The organism is Sporosarcina sp. YIM B06819, from assembly GCF_033485175.1.
Lineage (GTDB): Bacteria > Bacillota > Bacilli > Bacillales_A > Planococcaceae > Sporosarcina.
In genome coordinates this window covers 1-21,838 of sequence record NZ_JAWLIQ010000036.1, presented here as the reverse complement: position 1 = coordinate 21,838, position 21,838 = coordinate 1, and the positions used below count along the sequence as shown (strand labels likewise).

15 protein-coding genes and 3 riboswitches are annotated in these 21,838 nt (G+C 40.6%); of the genes, 3 read left to right on the top strand and 12 right to left on the bottom strand.

Features of this window, described 5'->3' with window-relative positions; all coding sequences use genetic code 11:
• Positions 1-357: 357 nt before the first annotated feature.
• The 7 genes from R2B72_RS17535 to R2B72_RS17505 form a co-directional block, all read right to left on the bottom strand.
• Positions 358-1,692: an NCS2 family permease gene (locus R2B72_RS17535; RefSeq protein WP_318618137.1), complete on the bottom strand. Its 1,335-nt coding sequence runs from the start codon at positions 1,690-1,692 to the stop codon at positions 358-360.
• An 88-nt stretch (positions 1,693-1,780) separates the two neighbouring features.
• Positions 1,781-1,882: riboswitch (purine riboswitch) on the bottom strand.
• 226 nt (positions 1,883-2,108) lie between these two features.
• Positions 2,109-3,419, bottom strand: coding sequence for a glutamine-hydrolyzing GMP synthase (guaA, locus tag R2B72_RS17530; RefSeq protein WP_318618138.1), 1,311 nt, complete (start codon positions 3,417-3,419; stop codon positions 2,109-2,111).
• A gap of 121 nt (positions 3,420-3,540) precedes the next feature.
• Entirely contained in the window at positions 3,541-5,739 is a 2,199-nt protein-coding gene (locus R2B72_RS17525; protein WP_318618136.1) for a transglutaminase domain-containing protein, read from the bottom strand.
• Positions 5,736-6,950 carry a DUF58 domain-containing protein gene (locus R2B72_RS17520; RefSeq protein ID WP_318618135.1) on the bottom strand — a complete coding sequence of 405 codons (1,215 nt, stop codon included), beginning with the start codon at positions 6,948-6,950 and terminating at the stop codon, positions 5,736-5,738. The genes R2B72_RS17525 and R2B72_RS17520 overlap by 4 nt, the downstream gene beginning before the upstream one ends.
• Entirely contained in the window at positions 6,947-7,897 is a 951-nt protein-coding gene (locus R2B72_RS17515) for a MoxR family ATPase (RefSeq protein ID WP_318618134.1), read from the bottom strand. The genes R2B72_RS17520 and R2B72_RS17515 overlap by 4 nt, the downstream gene beginning before the upstream one ends.
• Before the next feature lie 324 nt (positions 7,898-8,221).
• Complete coding sequence (nadE, locus tag R2B72_RS17510; RefSeq protein WP_318618132.1) at positions 8,222-9,049, bottom strand: ammonia-dependent NAD(+) synthetase; 828 nt, start codon at positions 9,047-9,049, stop codon at positions 8,222-8,224.
• Between the two features lie 12 nt (positions 9,050-9,061).
• The gene (locus R2B72_RS17505; RefSeq protein ID WP_318618131.1) at positions 9,062-10,531 is read right to left on the bottom strand and encodes a nicotinate phosphoribosyltransferase; all 1,470 of its coding nucleotides are present in this window, start codon (positions 10,529-10,531) and stop codon (positions 9,062-9,064) included.
• Positions 10,532-10,817: 286 nt separating this feature from the next.
• Here R2B72_RS17505 and R2B72_RS17500 point away from each other — a divergent pair, with 286 nt between their 5' ends.
• The 3 genes from R2B72_RS17500 to metC all read left to right on the top strand — a co-directional run bounded on the left by R2B72_RS17500 (position 10,818) and on the right by metC (position 14,639).
• Positions 10,818-11,846: an AI-2E family transporter gene (locus tag R2B72_RS17500; RefSeq protein WP_318618130.1), complete on the top strand. Its 1,029-nt coding sequence runs from the start codon at positions 10,818-10,820 to the stop codon at positions 11,844-11,846.
• Between the two features lie 74 nt (positions 11,847-11,920).
• Positions 11,921-12,029, top strand: a riboswitch (SAM riboswitch).
• Between the two features lie 301 nt (positions 12,030-12,330).
• The gene (locus R2B72_RS17495) at positions 12,331-13,452 is read left to right on the top strand and encodes a methionine biosynthesis PLP-dependent protein (RefSeq protein ID WP_318618128.1); all 1,122 of its coding nucleotides are present in this window, start codon (positions 12,331-12,333) and stop codon (positions 13,450-13,452) included.
• On the top strand, positions 13,449-14,639 hold the full coding sequence (gene metC / locus R2B72_RS17490) for a cystathionine beta-lyase (protein WP_318618127.1): 1,191 nt from the start codon (positions 13,449-13,451) through the stop codon (positions 14,637-14,639). Before R2B72_RS17495 ends, metC begins: the two co-directional genes overlap by 4 nt.
• Before the next feature lie 94 nt (positions 14,640-14,733).
• On the opposite strand, the gene R2B72_RS17485 is transcribed toward metC, so the two are convergent.
• The 5 genes from R2B72_RS17485 to R2B72_RS17465 all read right to left on the bottom strand — a co-directional run bounded on the left by R2B72_RS17485 (position 14,734) and on the right by R2B72_RS17465 (position 21,406).
• Complete coding sequence (locus tag R2B72_RS17485; protein ID WP_318618125.1) at positions 14,734-16,572, bottom strand: bifunctional homocysteine S-methyltransferase/methylenetetrahydrofolate reductase; 1,839 nt, start codon at positions 16,570-16,572, stop codon at positions 14,734-14,736.
• Positions 16,573-16,677: 105 nt separating this feature from the next.
• Positions 16,678-16,785: riboswitch (SAM riboswitch) on the bottom strand.
• Between the two features lie 235 nt (positions 16,786-17,020).
• Positions 17,021-18,379: an arsenic transporter gene (locus tag R2B72_RS17480; RefSeq protein WP_318618124.1), complete on the bottom strand. Its 1,359-nt coding sequence runs from the start codon at positions 18,377-18,379 to the stop codon at positions 17,021-17,023.
• A gap of 269 nt (positions 18,380-18,648) precedes the next feature.
• A complete protein-coding gene (locus R2B72_RS17475) occupies positions 18,649-19,317 on the bottom strand; it encodes a DUF2642 domain-containing protein (RefSeq protein ID WP_318618123.1) in 669 nt (222 codons plus the stop codon).
• A gap of 52 nt (positions 19,318-19,369) precedes the next feature.
• Positions 19,370-20,857: a hypothetical protein gene (locus tag R2B72_RS17470; RefSeq protein ID WP_318618122.1), complete on the bottom strand. Its 1,488-nt coding sequence runs from the start codon at positions 20,855-20,857 to the stop codon at positions 19,370-19,372.
• A gap of 69 nt (positions 20,858-20,926) precedes the next feature.
• Positions 20,927-21,406, bottom strand: coding sequence for a hypothetical protein (locus R2B72_RS17465; RefSeq protein ID WP_318618121.1), 480 nt, complete (start codon positions 21,404-21,406; stop codon positions 20,927-20,929).
• Positions 21,407-21,838 lie beyond the last annotated feature (432 nt).

Here is a 21,838-nt window from a genome sequence, read left to right as displayed (position 1 = left end):
GCCAGGATCAAACTCTCCATAATAGAAGAAAATGAATAGCTCATTTCTTGCTGACTAGAATCCGAAGATTCTTGTGTGTGTTTCTGTTCATTCGACGAAAATCGATTTACTTAGAAACGTTTCGCTCGAATGCGTTAAGCATTCTCGCTATATTTCATTGACGTTTTGCTGTTCAGTTTTCAAGGTTCATTTGGTGTAACTCGCTGTCGTTTTTTGTCGTTCTCGTCGACTGCTTATTTAATATACCACCCTAAAAAACGAAAGTCAACAGTTTTGTAAAGTTTTTATTAATTATTATTAAGCTCCTATAAAAAACAGCTCCCTTATCGCTTAAGGGAGCTGTTTCTATGATTATATTTACTTAATAAAGATAAAGTACAAGACAAAGATAACCCATAAGCCATACATAATAGGATGAATCTCTTTCTTACGCCCACTCAAGATCATCGTAATTGGATAGAATATGAAACCTATAGCGATTCCTGTCGCGATACTATATGTCAGCGGCATTGCGATAATTGTAAAGAACGCAGGAACTGCAATTTCAAACTTCGTCCATTCAATATTACCTAATGTTGATACCATCAATACACCGACTATGATTAACGCAGGTGCAGTCACTTCCGAAGTGATAACGAACAATAACGGCGAAAAGAACAAAGCAAGTAAGAATAATAATCCCGTTACAATAGAAGCAAAACCTGTTCTTGCTCCCGCGGCAACTCCAGCAGATGATTCAATGTAGGAAGTCGTTGTCGACGTTCCAAAAACAGCGCCAGTAACAGTTGCCAATGAATCTGCAAGAAGTGCTTTACCAGCTCGTGGCAACTTATCTTCTTTCATCAGGCCTGCCTGATTCGCAACCGCGACAAGTGTACCTGCCGTATCAAAGAAGTCTACAAATAAGAACGTAATGACAATGACAAGGAATTGAGTCGTAAGCAAAGAAGCAGGATCTTGGAATATCGCGTCGAACGCTGCGCCAAATGTAGGTGTCACACTTGGTACTTGGGAGACGATCTTGTCGGGCATACCAATCAAACCGACAATCATCCCTACAATAGTCGTTGTAATCATACCGTAAAAGATTGCACCATTGATTTTGCGTACCATCATAATAACTGTGATGACAAGACCAAATATAGCTAGCAACGTCGGACCACGTGAAAGATCCCCAAGCGTGACAAGTGTATTCGGGTCAGCAACGATAATTTTTGCATTTTGAAGTCCGAGGAATGTGATAAAAAGACCGATTCCGGCGCCTACTGCAAATTTTAGCTGCGTGGGGATGGCATTAATAATAGTTTCACGTAAACCTGTAAGTGATAAAACGATAAAAATAAGACCTGAAAATAACACCCCTGTTAATGCTGTTTGCCAAGGAATCCCCATTCCTAACACGACTGAAAAAGCAAAGAAGGCGTTCAGCCCCATGCCTGGCGCCAATCCAATTGGGTATTTCGCGATAAGTCCCATAAATAGTGACCCTACAGCCGCTGCAAGCGCAGTTGCTACAAATACCGCACCTTTGTCCATGCGCATTGCGTCCGGTAAATCGGGAACAGCGTCGAGCGACAACATCAACGGATTGACGACGAGGATATAGGCCATTGCTAGAAATGTAGTCAGTCCACCGATAATTTCACGGCGATAGTTCGTACCTAACTTGTCGAACTCAAAATACTTTTTCATTTGAACCATCCTCAGAATAATATTTTTAAAAATCAAAAAAGAAGCATACGTAGTAATACCGTATACTCCCCAAAAACAACGGAAGGGATATCCCTTCCGCTGTAATCGTAGTCGAAACATTTAAGGTGTCTCGGTAGAAACTTCCGGGCCATATCCCCGGTTTTATACGATAACTTCTATTTTATTCAGCAAAAGACTCCCACCTCCATAGGTGGAGAGATAAACGTGACTTTGTTCCCTGCTTAAGGAGTATTCAAACACCCGCTGAACAAAATAGAGCCTCCGGCGGATGTCACGGATTTTGAAAGGGGTCAATCGAACTTATCTATGTGCCTTAATTTCTGCAAAAAACGCAGAAATACGGCAAATCGAACCCTTCGCTGTTCGATTCGCAATTACGCTCAGGCGTAATTGATTTATTCCCACTCAATCGTGCCGCCTGGTTTCGGAGACAGGTCGTAGCACACGCGGTTAATATTTTTCACTTCATTAATAATCCGATCAGTGATTTTTAGAAGGATTGGCCATTCGATTTGTTCCACTGTTGCTGTCATCGCATCTACAGTGTTTACTGCACGAATAATGACTGGATATTCATATGTACGCTCATTGTTGCGTACACCGACAGATTTGAAGTTTGGCACAACCGTGAAGTATTGCCAAACCTTTTGATCTAATCCTGCGAGTGCAAATTCTTCGCGTAAAATAGCATCTGATTCGCGTACTGCTTCTAGACGATCAGGCTCAATTTCACCTAAAACACGCACACCTAGACCTGGTCCTGGGAATGGTTGGCGATATACCATATCATGTGGAAGACCTAACTCAACACCACATGCACGTACTTCATCTTTGAATAATTGGAATAACGGCTCCACTAATTCAAATTGCATATCTTCTGGAAGTCCTCCAACATTATGGTGAGATTTGACGACTTTATGTGTTTTCGTGCCGGATTCTACGATATCCGGATAGATTGTTCCTTGTGCTAAAAAGTCAATCCCTTCAAATTTGCGCGCTTCTTCTTCAAATACGCGAATAAATTCATTGCCGATAATTTTACGTTTCTCTTCCGAGCCGTCTATCCCTTTTAGTTTGCCTAAGAAACGTTCACTTGCATCCACGTAAACAAGGTTTTCTTCCAAGTCTTCTTCGAACATTTGAATAACGCCCTCAGACTCGTTTTTACGCATTAAACCGTGGTTTACATGCACACAAACTAACTGCTTACCGATTGCCTTGATTAATAATGCTGCAACAACAGACGAATCTACACCGCCAGAAAGAGCTAATAATACTTTCTTATCGCCTATTTGTTTACGAAGTAAAGCAACTTGGTCATCAACGAAATTTTTCATATTCCAGTTCGCTTCCGCTTTACATGTATGGAAAACGAAATCTTTTAACAATGCTTTCGTTTCTTCTTCACTTGGCCATTGTTCTAGCACTTTCAATGCTTTTTCTGATGGGTGGTTTACGCTAATGACCGGAATATTTAAAGAGTAAATTTCATCTAATACATCGATTGCTTCGCCATCAATGATATTATTTTTACCACCGTTTAAAATAATCCCTTTTACCGTTTTTAACTGTTCAATATTTTGAGCTGTAATGTCATGGGGGTGAATCTCACTATACACACCTAGTTCACGAATCCAACGGGCAATTGTTGTATTCTCACTACTACCTAAATCCAATACTAAAATATTATCCTGCTTCAAGTTGATGCAACCTCCCTCTTAATCCTATTATTCTACCCTTTTCCGGCTGTTTTACCAAATGTTTTTCACTTCATCGGTAACCGAATTATATTTCGAACATTTTATCCCCTGCGATTATACCTCAAACTCAACCCGAAGTCCTATTAATTAAATCTTTCCATATTTCTTGTAATAATCCCCACTCATGATCGGTTGTATTACCACCATACAAACCTTTTTCGTAAGCTGTTGTCAGTTGCCTCATCCTTCTTCCACCAAAATAATCATCCACAGTCGTTGCATAATCGGATAAGGTCATACCACTCGCACGTTTCAGTCCTAAACGATCTAGTTGCTTCAATAGACTTTTATACTGTTTGTCGAATGTAACCCAATCAGCTTTTCCAAATCGACTCGCGTAAATCAGTACGCGTGGTAACCACTTCACCCTTACGACAAACAATCTCCAAACAATAAGCCCCAGTACGATTACGCAAGCCACGATTGCCCACCAATTAGCTTTCAGCCATGCACCAATTGAACCGAAGTATTTATCAACATCAAAATCCTTTTCGGCTCTCACAGGCTTCTTTTTTTGCTCTGGCTTCGGTTGCTCCGGCTCTTTCTGTTCAGGAATTTCCGGATTAGCTAAATCCAGCTCCAAGTCATAATCGATATCTGCCAAGCCGTTAAACCCAATCGTCGGTTCGAATGGCATCCAACCAATTCCCGGCATATAGGCTTCTACCCATGAATGCGCCTCGTTATTTGTAATCTGGAAAACCCGTTCCCCCGCATCATTCAAGATAATATTTCCTGGTGCAAAGCCCTTCACCCAACGCGCGGGGATATCAAGTGCGCGCAGCATGACTACCATAGATGTTGAAAAATTATCGCAGTAGCCACTTTTCGTATCAAAAAGGAACTGATCGACATAATCTTCGCCTGCTTTGGGAATCGCAACATCTTGTTGTGTATAGACAAATCCGTTTTGACTAAAATATTTCTCAATTGCTTTCGCCTTTTCATAGACATTATCATGCTCTGCCGTTATTTCTTCTGCTAGCTCTCTGACACGTTGCGGCAATTGTCTTGGCAGTTGCAAGTATTGCGTAAAGTCTTCATCTTCAGTAGCGTAATCCGCCATCTTCGTAGCCCTTAACGCTGTTAAACTATAATCCGGTTCTTTAAATTCGATGTCATACGTACCAAGTGAACCTTCGCTCCCACCAATTGTAGTACTATACTTCCCCGACAATTTCGAATGAAGGAAAAGTGCATCACCTATTGCGTGCACTTTATGAATGCCATAAGGGTAAACAATAAACGTAAAGGGCTCAAACACTTGAAATTCGGCCAGCATCTGTTGTTTATCCGACGTTTCTGCATAATTTTCAGGATCCCCTAGTTCCATACTAGGAGGATAAGTTATCCGCACATCATTTGCAGGTACTTGCTCCCAACCTTTTGATGTATACGTATTCTTCGTCTCGATTTTCCAATATTGTTTTTCCGCTACTTTCACTTCAAAAACAACCGTATCATCCTGGACGAATGAACCCCCTAGTGTCGTATCGTTCGTGTCATAGCCGCTTTTCGAAACACCAGCACCACTACCACCTGTCCCAGTACCTTGGACAATCGATTTAAAATAAGGGACTGGATCCGGCCAAATAGGTTCCTGTTGCGGAAGAAATTTTGCAAAGGTTCCACTCACTACTACCGTAAAAAGAAGTGGCAACAAGAGTACGATGAGTGCACCATCCGAAATAGAACGATTATGTCTCTCCATAAGTTTAGCTATAAATAGAAGTCCCAGTAATAATAATCCCGTCACCATGATTCTGAAAATAGAACCTTCCGCGGAATACGGACTAAACGTATCAATCGTCGCGATAAAAACAACCGTCATCATATAAAAAAGTAAAATACTTTTCCTAACCTCAATCCAATGGCGGATAAGATAGGTTGTCATCCATAATAGAAAGAAAAATAAAGCGGTTTTGAATGGATTCGTAATATTATCCCAATCCCCGCCTATAATAATCGACACGTTTGATAGAATATCTTTGGAAATAAAAAAAATCGTATCCTTTGAAAATAGCACTTTATCTAAATAGACATAATGGATGACCCAAACGATATAAATGATTTTTACCGGAACAGTTATCCACCATCTTGCTCCTATCAACGCCAATAAAAAAGCTATGGCGACAAAAAGCAGAAATAGTCCCAAATAATCAGTATCGGTCAATTCCATCACCGGCATGAGCCATTCCCTTAATAGAACGAATCCAAGTGTATATAGAAGAACTAAAAGCCTCCAGTCAATTCGTGTCCCAGTCATCGGCTCGTCACCTCTTTAAAAGCTTCCCTAAACTGTTCTCGTCCTAGTACATGCACAACGACTCCCTCTGATTTCACTGTCCGGATATCATTTTCAAGCTCTTTCGATGTCGATTCATTGTCTTTCACCACAACAAAACAAATGATAGATTTAGCATTTTTAACACTGCGAAGCACAGACTGCATAAAAATTCTATCCGGCTTTCCAGTAATCAAAACAACAAGCCCCCCCAGCTGAAGTCCCATCCCCAAATCCACTAACGGTGCTACTCTCTCTTGCTCTACGGGCTTTATTTTGGCAAGATGAACAAACGCCTGATGCAATTGTTCTTCAGACTGGATATAAGGGAATATGGAAGATTCAAGTCCTGTTGTCATCAATTCAAGATTCGCCTGATGGCTCGAAGCCTCTTTCATAATGGATGCAGTCAGTTCTACTTGTTCCTCAAATGTTGCAGACACTCTACCATCTAGGAGTAGAAACAACTCTTGCGATCGCCTATCCTCAAACTCTTTCGTCATCAACGTCTGTGTCCGAGCAAAAGATTTCCAGTGAATCCACGTTACCCGATCTCCTGGCTGATACCCTCGGACGCCCGTCGCCATTGTCGTATCTTTGACAATATTCAGCAGCGAAGCTAGCGTACCACGGTCATATTGCGTATCGAACGAGACATAGTGGAGGTCGATTATTTTTGGAAACACAAGAATCGTATCCTTTGCATCAATAAACTTCGTTTTGCGGAACCATCCAAAAAAATCGGATATTTCAACCATTACCCCTTGCAATACATGTTCTCCTCTGGGCATCTGTTCAATTTCATATTGCCATTCCATTTCTTTACGAAATCCAAAAATGAACAGCTGTTTCAGTCGATTGTCTGCCACCAAATCCTGGGCATCCTCTGCCCACTTCTCCGTCACAACCGTATAGAGTAGCGGAAAACGACTTTTACGCTTCACTAATAATGACACAAGAAATTTACCACCATTTTGGATTCCCTCTGTGCGGATCGATCGTTTCACACTTATTTCCGAAAGGGGATAGAAAAATAGCAATGTAGAATATATAACGAAAGGCAATAGACAATAAAAAATGGTCCAACTAACTTTACCTCCCTGAAACATCGCAAATATAAAAGTCAGAGCTAGAATAGCTAACACAAAAAGAAATCGACCTGAAATATCGAGCACTTTTCTTATCTTCGTCATTTGATCCCGACCTTATTAACAGGCACATGCACCTTCGTCAATATCCGGTCGACGATTTCCTTCGTGGAAATCCCTTCATATTTAGCTTCAGGCTTCAAAATCATTCTATGTCCAAAAACGAACGGCGAAAGGTACTGAACATCATCTGGTGTGACATAAGCTTTGCCTTTTAGTAACGCATAAGCTTGGCATGCTTTCATAAGCGCCAATGAACCACGGGGGCTAACACCTAGATAGACATAAGGATGGTTACGCGTTTGCGCAGCACAATCCACAATGTACGATTTAATCGTTTCATCGACAATTATATCTGTGACAGCATTTTGCAAATCCTTCAAATCAGCAAGAGAAATAACCGTTTCTAACTTGTCGAGAGGCACTGATTTTTCAGCTCGGCTCAGTATTTCTGTTTCCTCCCACCTCGTTGGGTAGCCCATTTTTAATTTGAATAAAAAGCGATCCAATTGTGCTTCTGGCAACGGGTACGTCCCTTCATACTCAATGGGATTTTGTGTCGCCATGACAAAAAACGGTTGTGGAATTCGAATTGTTTCACCGTCAATCGTCACAGAGGATTCTTCCATCCCCTCTAATAATGCCGCTTGCGTCTTCGGTGATGTTCGATTGATTTCATCTGCAAGTACAATATTGCCCATTATCGGCCCAGGTCTAAATTCAAATTCCATCTCTTTTGGATTGTAAATAGACACTCCGAGAACATCAGAAGGAAGTAAATCTGGTGTAAACTGAATCCGTTTAAAATTTGCTCCTATCGACTTTGCTAAAGCCTTGACCATCATCGTTTTCCCAACACCTGGCACATCCTCAAGCAGAACATGTCCACCCGCAAGTAGCGCCGTTACGCTTAACTCTGCAATATCGCGTTTCCCAATCATTACTTTTTCAATATTCGTCAAGACCTTCTCAATCGTTTCTTTATATGTCATTCCAGAACCCCCAATTGGATACATTAATCACCTTATCCGAATATTAACAAAATATAATTTCATCATACAGGATAACCGTTTTCCATACAACTTAAGCCAATCAATTACACCTTGGTGTAATTGCGTCCAAATTTTGAATTGCGCTTGAGGCCTACAGGATGTAGGTCATGCAGTCGTTGCGACAGGACGTCGCGAACTTAGACTGCCTTCTTCACTCCCTTCAAAATTTGTGACATCCGCCGGAGGCTTAATATTCTTCGGCAGGGCACTTCTGCCGGAGAATATTAAATAGCAAAAAGACCCCCGAAGGAGGCCTTTCTACTTTCATCGCCAAAAATCATCAAAAATCGTAATCGGCATATGTCGTTTATGTTGTGAGCGTAAAAAATAATTCTCGAGTCTTTCACGAGGCTCTGCTGGAATGGCTTTTCCCTCAAGATAATCATCAATTTGGTCATATGAAACACCAAGGGCGACTTCATCCGGCAACGCTGGTTTATCTTCCTCAAGATCTGCAGTAGGCACTTTCAAATAGAGGTGAGCTGGACAACCGAGTTCACTCAGCAACTGTTTCCCTTGCCGCTTGTTCAATCTTGCAATCGGCATCAGATCAGCGCCACCATCCCCAAACTTCGTGTAAAATCCGGTAATGCCCTCCGCCGCATGATCTGTTCCCAGTACCACGCAGTTATGCATTGCAGCAACAGAATATTGAACCTTCATCCGTTCTCGCGCTTTTTCATTACCTTTGGCGTAATCCGTCAGCTTCACACCCGCAGCTAGTAATGTGCGCTCACTCGCATCAACTGCTTCTTTTATATTCACTGTATACACCAGCGTCGGCTCGATAAAATCTAGAGCATCTTGACAATCTTCTTCATCAAATTGAGCACCATATGGCAGCCGAATCGCAATGAATTTATAGTGATTAGCTCCTACCTCACTATTCAATTCATCGACAGCAAGCTGTGCAAGTTTTCCGACCAACGTTGAATCCTGACCACCTGAAATCCCTAATACAAAGCCATTCAAAAACGCATTTTTTCTGGCATAAGCTTTCATAAAGTCAACGGACTTACGAATTTCTTCCTTAGGATCAATGACAGGCTGCACCTTCAACTCGCCAATTATCTTTTCTTGTAGCGTCCCCACTGTCCTACCTCCTCACATATCTAGAAAGTCTTCCACCATTTCCTGAACTTCCTGGATATTACGCATTTTGTTATCCCAACATTTCTGGCTTAAATCGACAGGATATTCTTCTGGATTCAACGAACGTTTATATTCATCCCACAATAAATTCAGGTTGTCTTTTGCGTAATCGCGCATTTGCAACAGCGGTGGATTTTCGTAAATAACATCCCCATTTTCAACTACCTTGACATGCAGGTTTTTTGCTTCAAAATTCGTTACAAACTTCGACACAAATGTATGGACAGGGTGGAACATTTTAATGCGCTTTTCAGACGCGGGATCTTCATCGTACATCGTAATGTAATCCCCTTCAGCCTTGCCATTTTCCAAATCAATGATGCGATACAATTTCTTCCGTCCTGGCGTGGTAACCTTTTCTGTCGTCGATGAAATCTTGATTGTATCAACCATTTCACCTTTTTCATCTTCAATAGAGACAATTTTATAAACTGCTCCAAGTGCTGGCTGGTCATAAGCAGTAATCAGTTTCGTACCGATTCCCCAGACATCTACCCTTGCTCCCTGAGCCTTCAAATTCAAAATTGTATATTCGTCCAAATCATTAGAAACGACCACTTTTGCATCTTTAAATCCCGCTTCATCTAACATGCGACGCGCTTCCTTCGATAAAAACGAAATATCGCCACTATCGAGACGTATGCCGATGAAATTAATTTTATCGCCTAATTCTTTCGCTACTTGAATCGCCGTTGGAATCCCAATTTTCAGCGTATTATACGTGTCGACCAAGAAAACACAGTCTTTATGACGCTTTGCGTAGGAATGAAACGCCTCATACTCACTTTTATAGGCTTGCACCATCGAATGGGCGTGTGTCCCCGATACAGGAATATCGAATTTTTTACCCGCACGGACGTTACTAGTCGCTTCAATACCACCAATAATGGTCGCGCGTGCCCCCCAAATTGCCGCATCCATTTCATGCGCACGACGCGTTCCGAATTCCATGACGACTTCGTCTTTCACGACTTGTTTAATGCGGCTCGCTTTTGTTGCAATCAACGTTTGATAGTTAACGATATTTAAAAGAGCTGTTTCGATTAGCTGCGCTTGGATGAGTGGTGCCTCTATGCGAATAATTGGCTCATTTGCAAAAACCAATTCCCCTTCTACCATTGAATAGACATCACCCGTGAAACGTAGCTCTTTCAAATATCCAATAAAGTCCTCTTCGTAGCCGAGCTCATCCTTTAAATACGCCAAATCACTATCGCTGAAATGAAGATTTCGCAAAAAATCGAGGATTCTTTCAAGCCCCGCAAATACCGCATAACCATTGCCAAACGGTAAACTTCTGAAAAACAATTCAAACACTGATTTTCGATTATGAATACCATCTGCCCAATACGATTCCGCCATATTGATTTGATAAAGATCCGTATGTAAAGCCAAGCTGTCATCTACATATTTTGAACTCATAACAATCTCCTTCTTCCGATTACTTTAGGTACTAAATAGTATACACCATTTACCGTGAATTCGAAGTGATATAACATGAAACGACATTTTACGATTATCCAGTAAACAATTAAAATAGGATTCAACTCAATGATATTCACATACAAATGGGATAGCATATATAGAAAAAGATGAATATTTCGCAGAGTTCCTGCTTGTAATATCTTTCCTCTAGGTTGATACTATAATTAGGCATATTACGACATAATTTTCGAACAAAATAATTTACGAGGGGTAATATCTAAATATGGAAGTGATTACTGATTTCTTTAGAAATAAAGGAGTAAAGCGCGTTATTATTTTCGGTTTGATGATCTTCATTCTATACAGCGTAAGAAGCATGATGAATTTAATTTTGCTAACATTTATTTTTGCATTTTTAATGAATCGACTTATGGAGTTTACAGCTAAACGCGTCCAAATAAATCGAAAAATACTTGTTATCCTACTCTATACCACGATTGTTGGTCTACTAACCGCAGGGCTTGTTAAATATTTACCAATTATCTCACTCGAAATCAGCCAGTTAATCAAACAAATTACGAACTTTTCTACACAATCACACGACAATCCCTTAATTCACTTTATTGAATCCTTTATTTCTAGCGAGAAAATTACCGCTTATATAGAAAACGGATTTACATTCCTATTAGTATCTTTCACAGATATTAGTAAAACAAGTGTTCAAGTATTGATTGCCTTACTATTAAGCTTATTTTTCCTATTGGAAAAACCACGTTTAATTGAATTCACTGATAAGTTCAAACAAAGTAAAGTAGCTCCATTTTATTATGAAATTGAGTTCTTCGGCAAAAAGTTTTCACGTACATTTGGCAAAGTGATTGAAGCACAGTTCATCATTGCAATTGTGAATACATTTTTGTCAGTGATTGTCTTGATGGTACTCGGGTTCCCGCAAATCATCGGATTAGCCATCATGGTATTCTTCTTAGGGCTCATCCCAGTTGCCGGCGTCATTATTTCAATGGTGCCACTCACACTTATTGCTTTTACCATTGGTGGTGTACTCAAAGTCGTCTACTTAATTGTAGCGGTCATGATTATTCATGCTATTGAAGCTTATATTTTAAATCCGAAACTCATGTCCTCCAAAACGGATTTGCCTGTTTTTTACACGTTCATCGTGCTTATTTTTTCACAACAATTCTTCGGCGTCTGGGGATTGATCATCGGGATTCCTGTGTTTGTTTTCCTGTTGGACGTTCTAGATGTCACGAATAAAGACCCCATCATCAAAAAAGACAAGGCGGATTGATAATCCCTTGTCTTTTTTTTCATAACATGATAGAGTTGGATAAATTAATGTTTTCTAACAATTTAATAATTGTATTCTTATCAAGAGAGACGGAGGGAGTGGCCCGACGATGTCTCAGCAACCAGCCTATTTCAGGATATGGTGCTAATTCCTACTAGACGGTAAACGTCTTGCAGATGAGAAGATTGACTTCATATTTTTGAGGGCCCTCTTCTACTAGAGGGTCCTTTTTTTAATTTGAATCGGCAAAAGCCCACTGCCGATTCAAATTAAGCCTCCGGCGGATGTAACAAATTTTGAAGGGAGTTACGAAGGCAGTCTAAGTTCGCGACGACTGCATGACCTACAAGGAAGGATGCAGTTCAATCCTTCCACCCGAGGAGGAATGAACTGCAATTCCTCCCTGTATGCCTCAAGCACAATTCAAAATTCGGACGAAATTACGCCAAGACGTAATTGATTAAATTAAAAAGGATGATAAAAAATGACAAATAAAAGTTTTGATACACGACTTGTACAACTAGGAAATAATAGTGATCTAAAAACGGGTGCTGTGAACCCGCCTATTTATTTATCGACAGCTTACAAGCATGATGGTCTTGGTCAATCGACTGGCTATGATTACTCTCGGACGAAAAATCCAACGCGTTCCATTTTAGAAGAAGGCATTGCTAATTTAGAAGGCGGAGATCAGGGCTATGCTTGTAGTTCAGGCATGGCTGCGATTCAATTAGTACTCTCTCTATTCCGTTCAGGCGATGCATTGATTGGGCCGGAAGATATTTATGGTGGAACGTACCGCCTACTCGACTATTATGCAGATGTCTATGGTATTACGACGTCGTACTCCGATTTTACGGATGTTCACGAAACGGAGAAATTGATTACAGCTAAGACAAAAGCTCTCTTCATTGAAACACCTACGAATCCTTTAATGCAGGAAACGGATATCGCTCAGTATGCAGAACTTGCTAAAAAATATGACTTACTACTGATTGTTGACAATACATTTTACACACCGTATTTCCAAAGACCAATTGAACTTGGTGCTGATATCGTCCTACATAGCGCAACGAAATATATTGGGGGACATAATGATGTGCTTGCAGGGTTGGTCGTGGCACAAGGTGAGGAGCTTTGTGCAAAACTTGGTTCGAACCATAACGCAATCGGTGCTGTGCTATCGCCTTTCGATTCATGGTTAATCGTCCGTGGATTAAAAACACTTCACTTGCGCATGAAGCAGCATGATGCGAATGCGAAAATCATTGTGGATTTCTTGGAAAATGAACCACTTGTCAAAGACGTGCTGTATCCAGGAAAAGGTGGCATGCTATCATTCCGTCTGCAAGAAAGCGAGTGGGTTGGACAATTTCTTGAAAACCTGCAACTCATTACATTCGCTGAAAGTCTTGGCGGCGTGGAAAGCTTTATTACTTATCCAGCAACACAAACACATGCCGACATTCCATTGGAAGAACGCCTACGTCGCGGTGTTTGTAACAGCCTGTTACGCTTTTCAGTTGGGGTAGAGGATACGGATGATTTGATTGCCGATTTGAAACAAGTATTTGCTTCATTAAAAAGTGAGGTGCCACAGCTATGAGTTCACGTGAAGAACGCTTAGAAACAACGATTATCCACGCATCGACACGTGGAGATTTCGAGCAAAAAACAGGTGCTGTAAATGTTCCGATTTACTTGTCTTCTACATTCCATCAAAGTAGCTTTGATACATTTGGTCCTTATGATTATAGCCGTTCAGGCAATCCAACAAGAGAAGCTTTGGAAAAAACGATTGCAGCTTTAGAAGGTGGCGCAAGAGGGCTAGCATTTGCTTCTGGCATTGCCGCAATTTCTTCCGCATTCATGCTATTGTCTGCCGACGATCATATTGTCATAACAGAAGATGTCTACGGCGGAACATTTCGCTTTGTTACCGAGGTATTAACAAAGTTTCGTATCGACCATACTTTTGTTGACTTAGGTGATTTGGAAGCTGTCAAACAAGCTATCCAACCGAATACGAAATTGATTTATATCGAAACACCGTCCAATCCACGTCTTGGCATTACGGATATTGAAGCTGTGGTCAACATAGCCAAAGCGCATAATTGCTTAACATTCCTTGATAATACATTCATGTCACCTCTTTATCAGCGTCCACTCGATCTTGGTGTCGATATCGTTCTGCATAGTGCAACGAAGTTTTTGTCGGGGCATAGTGATATTATTGCAGGTCTAGCTGTCACAAAGGATGAGGCGCTTGGCAATCGTTTGGCTTTCATTCAAAATTCTTTCGGTGCTATTTTAGGTGCGCAAGATTCCTATGCACTCATTCAAGGCATCAAAACATTGGGTGCTCGCTTCACGCAGTCAACTGCCTCTGCTGCTAAAATCGCAACCTATTTGGATAAACATGCATTAGTAGAGGAAGTGTTTTACCCTGGTTTAGCCAGTCATCCAGGTCACGCGATCCACGCCAAACAATCAACAAGTGCAGGTGCTGTATTGTCATTCCGTTTGCCGAGCAGAGAGACAGCAAAAGCGTTTGTTGAAAACGTCAAAATCCCTGTTTTCGCGGTTAGTCTAGGTGGAGTTGAATCGATTCTATCCTATCCAGCACAAATGTCTCACGCTGCTATGCCAAAAGCTGAACGGGAAAAACGTGGTATTACAGATGGTCTACTACGCTTTTCAGTTGGCCTTGAGCATGTCGATGATTTGATAGCTGATTTTGATCAAGCCTTACAAGTTGCGGAGAAATTAGCAACGGCTAAGAGTCCATTGTAAACACATAAACCCCCTTGTAAATGGACCATCCATTTACAAGGGGGTTTGTAATTGGCACAGCTACATTTATGACCGCCATAGCCGATTTACCTGATTATGCGTGAACACCAGCGCTCACTTTTTCATTGATATATTCTGTCAAATCGACCGTCATATCATAGCGCATAAACGGTGTGATTAAGTATATGCCATGGAAATGCTCTAACGCCACGTCAATCAATTCTTTTGCAACCGCTATGCCTTCTCGCGTCGATTGCTCTCGGTCTCCTGCAAATAGCCCCATCCTTGCGCGAACTTCATCTGTCAGCTTGATGCCCGGCACTTCATTGTGAAGAAACTCTGCATTTTGCGACGATGTCAACGGCATAATACCGATATAAATCGGTGCTTGAATATGCTTTGTTGCCTCGTATAATTCAATAATCTTCTCTGGGCTATAAATCGGCTGTGTGATGAAATAATCCGCACCCGCTTCGATTTTTTTCTCCATTCTTTGTACAGCACGGTCGATATGACGCACGTTCGGGTTAAACGCCGCCGCCACTGTAAAGGATGTTTTCTGCTGCAACGACTTACCAGACCAAGAAATTCCTTCATTGAACTGTTTTATCATTGTTATTAGTTCAAAAGAAGTCATATCGAAAACGGACGTTGCGCCAGGGAAATCACCAATTTTCGTTGGGTCTCCTGTAATCGCCAGTAATTCTGTAATGCCCATTGTGTGCAAGCCCATAAGATGCGACTGCAAGCCAATGAGGTTTCGATCGCGGCATGTGATATGGACAAGCGGTGTTGCACCAATTCTTTGTTTAACCAATGACCCCATTGATGCATTACAAATTCTCGGTGATGCCAGGGAATTATCGGCCAATGTAATAGCGTCCACACCTGCGTCATGTAAGGCCTGGGCTCCTTCAAAAAACGTAGCCGTGTTTAAATGCTTAGGCGCATCTAGTTCAACAATAATCGAATGTCTCTTTTTCACCGTTTCAAGCAAGGTCGGTTTATCAAGATTCTTCGACTCGGTAACATTCACTTTCGCCGCGTGCGCTTTCACTTGCTTGTCTTGTACATGCACCCGATTCGTTAGCCCCTCAACCAATGCACGGATATGCGCCGGCGTCGTACCACAGCATCCCCCTAGCAAGCCGACACCCTCCTTACGGAAATTAAGCGCCAGTTTACCAAAATAATCGGGTTCATTTTCATACGTCAATTTGCCATCTGTATAGCTCGGGAAGCTAGCATTTGGGTAGACAGCAAGTAAGGCTTTCTTCGTCAAAGGAACTTCCTCTAAAGCTTTTAACATATGGTAAGGCCCTAATCCACAGTTGACTCCAACCACATCAGCACCTAAAGCTTCCAGCTGCTGCAGAGCATCCGCAAGTGCTAAACCATTTTGTAATACCCCTGCTTCATGCATAGACACATTAGTAATAATTGGTATATCCGTCGCTTGACGTGCAATGTTGAGTACAGTCGTTAATTCATCAAAATCGTAATAGGTTTCTAACAAAATACCGTCTACACCTTCAATAAGTAGACATTGAAGTTGCTGCTTAAAGCTCTGTTCTATTTCTTCCTTCGTGCCAATCGATGCTTTGGAACCATGAATGCCACCAATCGTTCCGAGAATAAACGTATGTTTACCAGCAGCTTTTTTGGCAATATCAACGGCTGCCTTATTGATCTTTTCCACACTATCCTCTAGTCCATAACGTGCTAATTTGATATAGTTGGCCCCATATGTATTGGTTTGAATCACATCGGCCCCCGCCTCAATATAGGCTTGGTGAATATGAAGCACTTGTTCAGGATGCGTCAAATTTAGCTCCTCAAAACAACGGTCTACTCCATTCGTATAAAGCAATGTCCCCATCGCCCCATCGCCAATTAAAATACGTTCCTTCATCGTCTCTAGTAAATTTGCCAATTGTCTATCCCCTCTCTATGTCCACTGATTCATAAAATTGAAACAAAAAAGAGCCTCTCCTTTGTGTTGATAAAGGAAATAGACTCCGCATTTGACTAAGTCTCTTCCTCATCTATCAAGCCGATTTCTCGACCTGCTGGAATTAGCACCGTACCAATTATGGCGGTTGCTGAGGTGTCAACGGGCCAGTCCCTATACCTCTCTAGATAAGAAAAACTATTCAATTGTGTCTGGGTTTTGAATTGATTTAAATTTCTATCATTTATAACCTTACGCTATTCTCCGAAAATTAGCAATACCTTTTTGGGAAGAGGTGAATAATCAGCATTACCCACCAATGTGTTAAGACTGGCAATCGATTTATAATCAAAAGGTGGATGCACGATAGACAATGCAATAACATATACATACAAGGAACGACTAAAGATGAGCAGGAATAGCTTAGATTTCAATTGGCAAAGACCAATTGTACCCAAAAGTATAGCAATGTTAACGTTACGATTGTTGTTATCGGTATGACGATTAACGATACGCTCATATAATCTTTCCAAGAAACTTTTATCTTATTTCGTCTCAGGATACTCATCCAAATTAGTGAAGCAAGGGTACCAATCGGTAACAATAATGATCCCATGTCACTGCCTATAATATTCGCAAGATAGATAGTCTTTAATGTGATTGGATCTAGCCCCATTTCAGTTAAAGTAATCGTCCCAATCATTAAAGCCGGGTGATTATTAAAGATGTTCGCCAGTATTGAAACTAACCCGCCCATGATAAAACTTGCTTGAAAAAGTCCCTGCGTTACAATTGGTTCGCACCATCGCACGAGCAATGCTGTTAGTCCTACATTGTGCAAGCCGTAAATGATTACATACATAGAGAAGGCAAAAATAAGAATGTGCCAAGGCGTCTTCTTCAAAAGATCCACCGGGTTCGTGCGCAAATGATACCATCTCCAACATAACAGAACAACTGAGCCAAGTACTGCTACAAGTTCAATGGGAACATTGATAAAAGAGGCAACGAAAAGGAGACAACGCATGACAAAGACAAACAGTAAAATCTTCATCATAAATCTTGTGCGTTTTTGTTTTGTTTCAACAGAAATCTTTGTTTTTAATGGGTGGAAATTTTTATTGAAAAAGATTTCTTCGATATCATTTGCGGAACTAGGTAATGTTTTGGGTAGCTTATTTTTTACTACCACATACATCAAGCCTGACATAAACAACAAGCCTATCGTTGCCGGAACAAACATCATAGCTGTATGCATCCAAAGAGACATATGCACGATTTCCAGGGCAATTAAGTTCACGATATTACTTACACCAATCGGTGCGCTTGAAGCTGTGGCAATGAGAGCGCCACTTAACAGATAAGGTATTTGTTGGTGTGGTTTTAGTCGGAGGTTTTTAAGTAGTAAAATTAAAATTGGTGTCGTTATTAAAATACTCCCATCGTTATTAAATAAAAGTGTCATCAAAAAGCACAGCAACTGGATATTCCAATAGAGACGGTGACCTGAACCCTTCGAGAAATGGGCTAGCTTTGCAGCTGCCCAATGGAAAAAACCGAAACTTTCCAATATAACAGCCATAACAATAGTTGCAATAATCGTAATGGATGCTCCACCAATTTTACTGATGATGTCCATGATATCTGCGTGTGATACAATGCCCGTTAAAAGAATGATCCCTGCGCCAATCGACGCTGGCCAAGCCTCATTCATCCCTTTAGGTCTCCAAAAAATGACTAACATAGTCACTATGAAAACCAAACCGGTAATAGCAATTTGAACACTCATACATATACATATCCTTTCTTTTTTTTGACCGTTTCCTTGACCTGCTTATCCTTTCTTTTTTATTGTTTGTCCGTTTCCTTTTATGTATATTCACCACGTTGATACCACGACGGGATGTATGTCCACCTGTTTTAAAATGTATATTTGGCCTGGGCAAAAAATGGACAACTATGTCGAAAACTTGTCCACAAAAAAATAGGCTGTCGATGGTTTATCGTCAGCCTGAAACAGGTTCTTTCCATCATTAAAATTGCATAGTTGCAACTGATTCACACCACATGTAACGTCTTAATATGGCCCAAGTTCACATAACTAGAATCCGCTCTTGCTGTTTGAATTTCAGCAATTTGTTGCTCGACATTTGTTATTTTCCCTATATGGCTCTTAGGTCCTCCTATGTTCAACACAACAATTTCATTTTTAAACTGTTCAACTTGGACTTCAAAAGTACTTGCTAGCGTCTCATTATTAGGCTGCACTGGGAGATTCAAACCGTAAGCTAGCTCATTTTGAGCATAAGGAATTAGCCATTTTACATGACTCAAAGAAATGTACATCGTTTTATAAACGGGCGATTGAAATTCAAAATAGTTATCCTTGATACTCGTGATATAGCCATGCAAGGCTTCGTTGCCTGTTACATAAATTTCAACATACTTTCCTTGCGCTTGTGTAAGAACCTTGGTAAACGTTAAATCGACGTCATTTTCATCCGCACTTATGCTCGGCAACATTGCCGGGGCTTGTATATCTTCGTCATTATTGCCATCAACCTTGAAATTTTGGATATGATCCAAGGGAATATACACAAACTCCGCCCCATTAAAAAGCACCATCGTGTCCGTGCCTAAATCAATTACAGTACCTTTTAATATATTTTTACCGGAAACCTCCAGTTGGACAACTTGTTTGACAAGACTTCGAATAATATTATTCACGTCCACAGCTCCTTATAATTTTTGACCAGCAGTATCCAACATACCCGTATTATCATAAATCTCTTAATTGATGGTACATCTTTTCTGCATGCTTCATTAATGAGCGGTACTGTTTCTCTACCATTTCTTCGGAACTTGTTCGTCTTACTGGTAGATGAGAGGGCGTTTTTCCAACAAGTTTAGCGTCTGACGTATTTCCAGCTGCATTCATCATTAGCGCATGGTAATGCAACATTAATGCATGGTATTGCATCTTCAACCTTTTTTGTTGTTCTTCTTGGCTTAGTTGGCTACTAGTGACAAGTTCACCTGTTATTTCAGCAGACTCAGGTTTTCCATCCAAAACTTCAATATCGGCATCTACTTCAATCATTGATTTCGTTTCAAGTATCGGATGAGTTAAACGATTAAGGCGTTTCTTACGTCGTTTCTTCTTAACAGCAATGCTTTCATTGTCCAAAATGTCACTTTCCACTTCGTTTTTACCATGATTTGACATTTCTCTTTTATTCTCTTTTTCAGGGTTATTATGGCTTAGCATTGTACGGTGGTCAGTCATAATGGTATTCCATTCAGAAAGAAGTATCCTTTTTTCATTTAACCTAGACTGGTATTCCGCTAAATTAAATCGTTGTTCATGACTAGACGATTCATATTCATCCTGTTTCTCCATTTGAAGTACATTAGCAGTCTCTACATAAACCTCTGGGGATTCTTGCTTATCACTTGCAATTCTCTTTACCACGCCAACCAGATTTTCAATGGCTAGCGCTTTGCTAGTATTGTCATTTGTTTGTTGGAGTTGTTGAACAGCAACTTGCTCTTCCTGATGCTGAGCATGTTGTATGTCCTCGCTGATTTGAGGTGCAAATCCATGAATCACTTTTTCTAGATAGCTATCTGGATGTTCTATGGCATCATTTTCATTTTCTATTCTTTCACCTGCGACCTTTTCCACATTTAGAGCTTCACTACTTTTTTCCGCCTCATTGCTGTTTGTTAGTGATAGTTGTTCGACGACAACCCGCTCGTTCATTTCTGATAGTTCGTTAAGCATAATGGATGTAAGCTTTCGTGGACTGGCTAGTTGCTCGATTTGATTGAGCAAGATAATTTGTTCGTCAGCTATTTCACTATACATGTCGGTTATATGGGCATTCGCAATATAGAGCAGTTCAGCATTATGGATGACCATAATGTACTCCGCGGCCACTTTGCTTAACACGCCGAAAACTTTCTGGTGACTTAAACTATTAATGGTGACCCAGTTGTATCTGAGGTCCTTCCATATATCTACCATATAATTCCTATTGAGGTAAGGCACTTTTTCGTGCATAACCTGCACGTCTTTAGCATTCTTTGAAAGAGCTTTAATATGTTGGAGTGCCACGTACATAACCTTCTGATCGACAACAACGACAAGGTGGTCTTGTTTAACATCCAGCAACATGCCTTCTATGAATTGATTGCCACTAAGAAATAATCCTATTTTTGACTCTTTAAGGCCGCCTATTAATTTTCCGAATTCATGCTCTTGCAATTTGGGGCGCCTCCTCCATAAGAATATCGTCGCTTCTTACCAACAGAAGCGACGAATGCATTCATATACTTACTTGTTTTCTTTTGCTTTTTCTTGAGTATTTCCCTCATCTTTTTTATCTTTTTCCATTTTGACTCCATAGCTAATGTTTCTGATATGAAACAAAGATACCCGAATGATCTCTTCATTAGCAACAATTGTTACAAAATCATCCGTAACAACGTCCATTACACCCTCTAGTGTTTCTGGTCCGCCGCGGTTAATTTTTACCCAGCGTAGTGTCAATTTTTGCAAAATACCTTTAAAGTCTGCAGCTTGAACGAACTTGAAATTCTCAGGAATTTCAACATCGATATCTAATTGGCTTTTCGAATTATAAGTTACGCTCTTAATATGCTGAGTATTATAATAGATGATTCCTTCATCATCATGTAGCAACGTAAAGTAGTCTTCTTCTGCCGCCAATAGCCTACCAACGCGAGATTCAGGTCCGCCTCTATCGACTTTAATCACCTTATCCACTAGCGAGTGTATCATTTCCTTATTCATAGTTGTCTAACCTCCCTTGATAGTATCCTAATATCTATATGTGTCTTAGGTCGACGAAGTAATGGTCAAAAGCCCATTGTCGAAGAATAGGTCAAGTATTTGCATCAATTTTTTTACTAACTTCAATGATGCAAGCGCTTTTCATGTTAAAACATCGATAAATAACCAATGTACTATTTAGTGCAAGCTAATAACTTTTAGTAGTCGATTGCCGACACAGTAAAAATGTCACTGAATACATTGGTAGTAGACTCAAATAAAAGGTGGGATTTTTATGCCAAAAGGGAAGAAAGCTAGGGCCGGTCAAAATTCAACAGAAGGTAATGCGTCAAATGGTAATGCGTCAAAAGGGAATGCGTCAAAAGGCAATACTTCAAAAGGCAATGCGTCAAAAGGCAATGCGTCAAAAGGCAATGCGTCAAAAGGCAATGC

Coding starts and splice junctions, on each gene's coding strand:
- R2B72_RS17535 (WP_318618137.1), bottom strand. CDS start 1,692: ATGAAAAAGTATTTTGAGTTCGACAAGTTAGGTACGAACTATCGCCGT.
- R2B72_RS17525 (WP_318618136.1), bottom strand. CDS start 5,739: ATGACTGGGACACGAATTGACTGGAGGCTTTTAGTTCTTCTATATACA.
- R2B72_RS17520 (WP_318618135.1), bottom strand. CDS start 6,950: ATGACGAAGATAAGAAAAGTGCTCGATATTTCAGGTCGATTTCTTTTT.
- R2B72_RS17515 (WP_318618134.1), bottom strand. CDS start 7,897: ATGACATATAAAGAAACGATTGAGAAGGTCTTGACGAATATTGAAAAA.
- R2B72_RS17505 (WP_318618131.1), bottom strand. CDS start 10,531: ATGAGTTCAAAATATGTAGATGACAGCTTGGCTTTACATACGGATCTT.
- R2B72_RS17500 (WP_318618130.1), top strand. CDS start 10,818: ATGGAAGTGATTACTGATTTCTTTAGAAATAAAGGAGTAAAGCGCGTT.
- R2B72_RS17495 (WP_318618128.1), top strand. CDS start 12,331: ATGACAAATAAAAGTTTTGATACACGACTTGTACAACTAGGAAATAAT.
- metC (WP_318618127.1), top strand. CDS start 13,449: ATGAGTTCACGTGAAGAACGCTTAGAAACAACGATTATCCACGCATCG.
- R2B72_RS17480 (WP_318618124.1), bottom strand. CDS start 18,379: ATGAGTGTTCAAATTGCTATTACCGGTTTGGTTTTCATAGTGACTATG.
- R2B72_RS17465 (WP_318618121.1), bottom strand. CDS start 21,406: ATGAATAAGGAAATGATACACTCGCTAGTGGATAAGGTGATTAAAGTC.